The sequence below is a fragment of the uncultured Legionella sp. genome, from assembly GCF_937871865.1.
Taxonomy (GTDB): Bacteria; Pseudomonadota; Gammaproteobacteria; order Legionellales; family Legionellaceae; genus Legionella.
Genome location: NZ_CALMPD010000180.1, coordinates 1 through 4474, shown reverse-complemented (window position 1 = coordinate 4474; position 4474 = coordinate 1). Strand labels below are relative to the sequence as shown.

Sequence of the window (4474 nt, the reverse complement as noted above, 5' to 3'; positions counted from 1 at the left end):
CGTGTTAAGGTGCTCTGCGGATGATTAAAGCTGCCCCCTTAAATGGGAAAGAGCCCGATTGATTTTGGGGTAACACCATGGTTTTACTAGAGAAATCATGGTGGCCAGAGACGGAATCGAACCGCCGACACGAGGATTTTCAATCACTCAGTCTTTCTTTAAGTGATTGATTTAATATAACTTTATATCGCAGGAAACCACTACAAATGTACTACGATGTATAACTGTGTCGTACTCAAATACGCAAATTCCCCACATAGCAATTTTATCAAGATGTAGGGGAATTATTTAAATCAAAAAATCTTTTGCCATTTAAATAATCAATTTGTTATCTCAAATTATCAAATGATGCAGAACCTTTAATTTGGTTTAATTTATTTTTTAGTTAAATCAAACGTAAGAACACCTTCTTCATGAGAGGGAGGTTTAAAGATTTGTGGGCATTGAAGAGTTTTGACTGTGTCTTTATATCCTGAAGCCCAATGTTCTTTGATCGACAACGCAGAAAATTCATAATCCTTCGAATGTCCTTCATAATTCTCGGGTCGATGGATTAATTGAACTATATTATAAACTTTGTGATCAGCCATTTCCCTCAAAAGAGCAGCCTCTTTACTTGACGCTAATTCAATTGGTAGGTTCGACAGCAATCCTGCAAGGGCGCAGCGAATGCTTTGAAGTTGTTGAAAATGGGCTGTGTTAGCTCTTGTTCTGCTGGAATATTGAATTTCTTTTTGGCGTGTTAATGTTTCAAAAATGGTATTCGGCACTTCACCTTGGGCATTCCAAAGATCCACTTGAAATGCGAGAGTATCTTGGCGCGTGTCACCTTGAACCACCCATTCAAGTGGAGTATTTGAAATTAAACCGCCATCCCAATAAAACTCCCCATCAATTTCTGTTGGAGCAAAACTTGGGGGAAGGGAGCTGCTTGCCAATATATGTTCTGCTCGAATAGTATGCTTTGTATTGTCGAAATAAATAAAATTACCTGAAGACACATTGACGGCTCCAACACTAAATCGAATTGGTTCTTTATTGATGCGATCGAAATCAACACACTGTTCTAACGTTGCTTTCAATGGAGATAAATCATAAAAGCTTGTAGCGGCACTCGTTCCTTCTGCATAGAAAAAAGGATTAAGACTACGAGGAGTAAAAAAATCATTAATCCCATTAATCAAACTTAGCCATGAGCTGGTTTGGTTGTAAATATCTCGTCCCGCAATTTGAGGCGCTATTGCAGCAGACCAATCTAGCAATAGATTAGAGGTGATTTTTTCCCAAAATAACCGCAGCATAGCGACACGCTCTTCAATTGGATTGCCTGCAATTATTGCTGCGTTAATAGCACCAATGGATGTGCCAGCTATCCAGTCAGGATAGAGTTCCACTTCATCAAGTGCCTCATAGACTCCGGCTTGATAAGACCCTAAAGCGCCACCTCCTTGTAAAACAAGAGCAATACATTCAAATGGCGGGCGATGTATTTTCTTTAGTCGGAGTGTTTTCATATTCCCTATTAAAACTATACCGTTGTAAATTGTTATTAGCGTAAGCGAATGTAGTGTTAACGTCCTACATGACTGTGTGGATGATAACTCTTTCCTGCGTTGTTCTTAGTCGAGGAATCACTTGATTTATTTTGTTCTAATACCGGAGTGCATGAGCATAAAAATTGCAAACATAGATATATGATAGACGATTTCCTTAAAAGTACTAAATTCACGCTACAATTCTCCTTTTTCTCTCAAATTATGGGTGTGTTGGAATGGTATGAAAGTACTTACGATATAACGAAATATAAAATTCATCATTGGTGATCTTTTTAAGAGCATCATCAACCTTTTGTATTAATAAGGGCGAGTTACTTTTTGCCATGATCGCATAGCCGGAGCCTACGAGAAATGGTTTTCCTATCGATGTAAATGAATTTTTACTATTCGTCAGCCAATAATCCCCAGAGTAATCATCCATTAATACTGCATCAATCTCATTGTCATTTAATGCCTTAATTAGATGTTCGCTAGTAGGGTATTCTTTAATGGAAACTCCTGGTAATTTTGTATTAGACCATTCTTTGTATATGCTTCCCTCGATCACGCCAACAGTTTTCTTATTCAAATCGTTCATCGTTAAGGATGCATTTTTTTTATTTGTGATAAAGCGAGCATTACTTACTAGGTAGGGGAGGCTAAAGGAATATTTTTGTTGTCTGTCTTCCGTAATGGTAATCGAAGCAATAGCTAAATCGATGGTGCCTTTATTCAATTGAGCAAAGAGTTGATTAAATGGCATTGGTTTGAATGCACATTGTGCTTGCATTTCAGCACATAATCGCGTCATTATTTCTACATCAAAGCCAAAATAGTGATCTGTGCTTGCTCGAACAACAAAAGGTGGATCGTAGGAGACAATGCCAACAGTTAATGGTTCTGCCTTCACAATTAATATTTGGAAGAAAAGGATTGTAACGGCAATAAATCTCATTATCGTTAAATTCATAAAATATTCCTCAAGAACAGAATATATTTTGTATCATGTATATAGCTGTATTGAAACTGATTTTAGGATAGATAAGCCTCTTTTGAGCGATTGGTAATCTATAGACAACAGGTTCTTCTTGCTACATGTTTAGAAGAATAATATGAGAACAAAATCAGGTGGTTCTGTGATAATTACTCTGACTCAGTAGTCTCGGCGTATGTGCTGATCAATGCACTTCACAATTAGCTGATTTGCTGCTCTCTAATTGTAACGTAGTATGAGTAATATTAAATTCAGATAAGAGCATATCTTGAACCTGCGTTCTAATTTTTTCCGCGTCGCCTTCTTGCACTACCAAATGAGCAGTAAGGCTGACTTTATCACTGGTAATTGCCCATATATGCAGATCATGAACATCCAGTACATTTTGTATTGATTTTATCGCTGATGTAATTTTACTTACTTCAATGCCTTCTGGAACTCCTTCAAGAAGAATATTTATGGTTTCTTTTAATAGTAACCAGGTACGTGGTAGTACCCATAAGCCTATTAACACAGCAACTAAAGAATCGATCCACGCTAAATGAGTAAATTGGATTAATAGTGCTGCGATGATAACCCCTAAAGAACTGAGCATATCGCTCCAGACTTCTAGATATGCACTTTTAAGATTTAAGCTCTTTTCTTCATTATGGGATAAGAGTTTCATTGAAATTAAATTAACGCCTAAGCCAAGGAGGGCGATAATTAGCATTCCCGTTGAATAAATTTCAGGTGGCTGCTTCAAGCGTTGATATGCTTCAAAGAGTATAAATAGGGCAACACAAAAAAGAAGAATAGCATTGAATGCAGCCGCTAAAATTTCGAATCGATAATATCCGAAAGTACGTAATGTATCGGCCGGTTTTTTACTCACATAAATCGCAATTAAAGAAATAACCAGAGCAGTTACATCGGTTAACATATGAGCGGCATCTGAGAGTAACGCGAGACTTCCGGTTACGATTCCACCGATTACTTCGGCAATAAGAAATCCGCCGGTCAATATTAGGGCTAACCATAACGATCGCTCTTTGGATGGCTTCTTTGCTGTAGGTTTGAAATCCGTTTGCATTCTAATTCCTAGGTACTTAAAGCTGATTCAAGTAATTTTATATAATCAATTTTAACTTATATATTAGCTAATTCCATTTATTGCTTAATTATTTCTAATAATTTTAATAAGTTAATATGCCTTGTGTGATAGATTAATCCTGGCTATGGGATGGGATCTTCATTAAGAGTTTGATACTATTTTAATTCGTCAGTTCAAATAACTTTGATTGGAACAGGGATGCGAGCATTAATTCTTAAAGTATTTCTTTTAACGTTTATCTTGCACCCAGTTCATGCAGCGAATCCGCTGACATTTCAACAGGCTTTAGACATTGCCTATAAAAATAATCCAGAACTCCAGGCTGAGGTTGATAAAGCGCAAGCGATGCGCGGTTTTTTCATCCAAAGCGGGCTTTATCCTAACCCTCAGCTTACATTAACTGCTGAGAACTTCGGTGGCTCTGGTGTTTATTCAAGCTATGAGTCGGCAGAAACGACTGCATCGATTACACAACCAATTCCATTGGGAAATCGTTTGGGCTATTTAAAGAAGGCTACTTATGCTGACTATTTAGCTTCTTTAGCACAAATTCAGGTTCAGAAAGCAGCTCTTTATGTAACTGTAGGAGTCGCCTACGTTGATGCCTACTATGCCGGCCAATGGCGTTTGGTTACCAAAAAACTGGTTACATTGAATCAAAGCATTGTCACAGCAATTGATAAGCGCGTTGAAGCAGGTGCTGGAGCTGAGCTTGACTTGCGTTTGGCACAGATTCGCTTGGGAGATGCGCGCATCCAAGAGAAAAAAGCAGAGCGAGATGAGTTAGCGCAAAGAGCGAGGTTGTCTCGTTTATTAGGTGATGGATTACGGGAAGATAGACCCTTAGTTGAT

Annotated in this window: 4 protein-coding genes; 1 reads left to right on the top strand and 3 read right to left on the bottom strand. The window is 37.9% G+C overall.

Annotated elements, in window-relative coordinates; translation table 11 throughout:
- Nucleotides 1-374: 374 nt before the first annotated feature.
- The 3 genes from Q0495_RS09720 to Q0495_RS09710 form a co-directional block, all read right to left on the bottom strand.
- Nucleotides 375-1514: a DUF3734 domain-containing protein gene (locus Q0495_RS09720; RefSeq protein ID WP_298625475.1), complete on the bottom strand. Its 1140-nt coding sequence runs from the start codon at nt 1512-1514 to the stop codon at nt 375-377.
- A 241-nt stretch (nt 1515-1755) separates the two neighbouring features.
- Nucleotides 1756-2505: a transporter substrate-binding domain-containing protein gene (locus tag Q0495_RS09715; RefSeq protein ID WP_298625472.1), complete on the bottom strand. Its 750-nt coding sequence runs from the start codon at nt 2503-2505 to the stop codon at nt 1756-1758.
- Between the two features lie 208 nt (nt 2506-2713).
- On the bottom strand, nt 2714-3601 hold the full coding sequence (locus tag Q0495_RS09710) for a cation diffusion facilitator family transporter (protein ID WP_298625469.1): 888 nt from the start codon (nt 3599-3601) through the stop codon (nt 2714-2716).
- Nucleotides 3602-3820: 219 nt separating this feature from the next.
- Here Q0495_RS09710 and Q0495_RS09705 point away from each other — a divergent pair.
- Nucleotides 3821-4474 (top strand): TolC family protein (locus Q0495_RS09705; RefSeq protein ID WP_298625466.1); only part of this gene is annotated, 654 nt, incomplete at its 3' end.

Bases quoted from the DNA above. Each gene is read 5' to 3' on its own strand.
- Q0495_RS09710 (WP_298625469.1), bottom strand. From the start codon at position 3,601: ATGCAAACGGATTTCAAACCTACAGCAAAGAAGCCATCCAAAGAGCGA.
- Q0495_RS09715 (WP_298625472.1), bottom strand. From the start codon at position 2,505: ATGAATTTAACGATAATGAGATTTATTGCCGTTACAATCCTTTTCTTC.
- Q0495_RS09720 (WP_298625475.1), bottom strand. From the start codon at position 1,514: ATGAAAACACTCCGACTAAAGAAAATACATCGCCCGCCATTTGAATGT.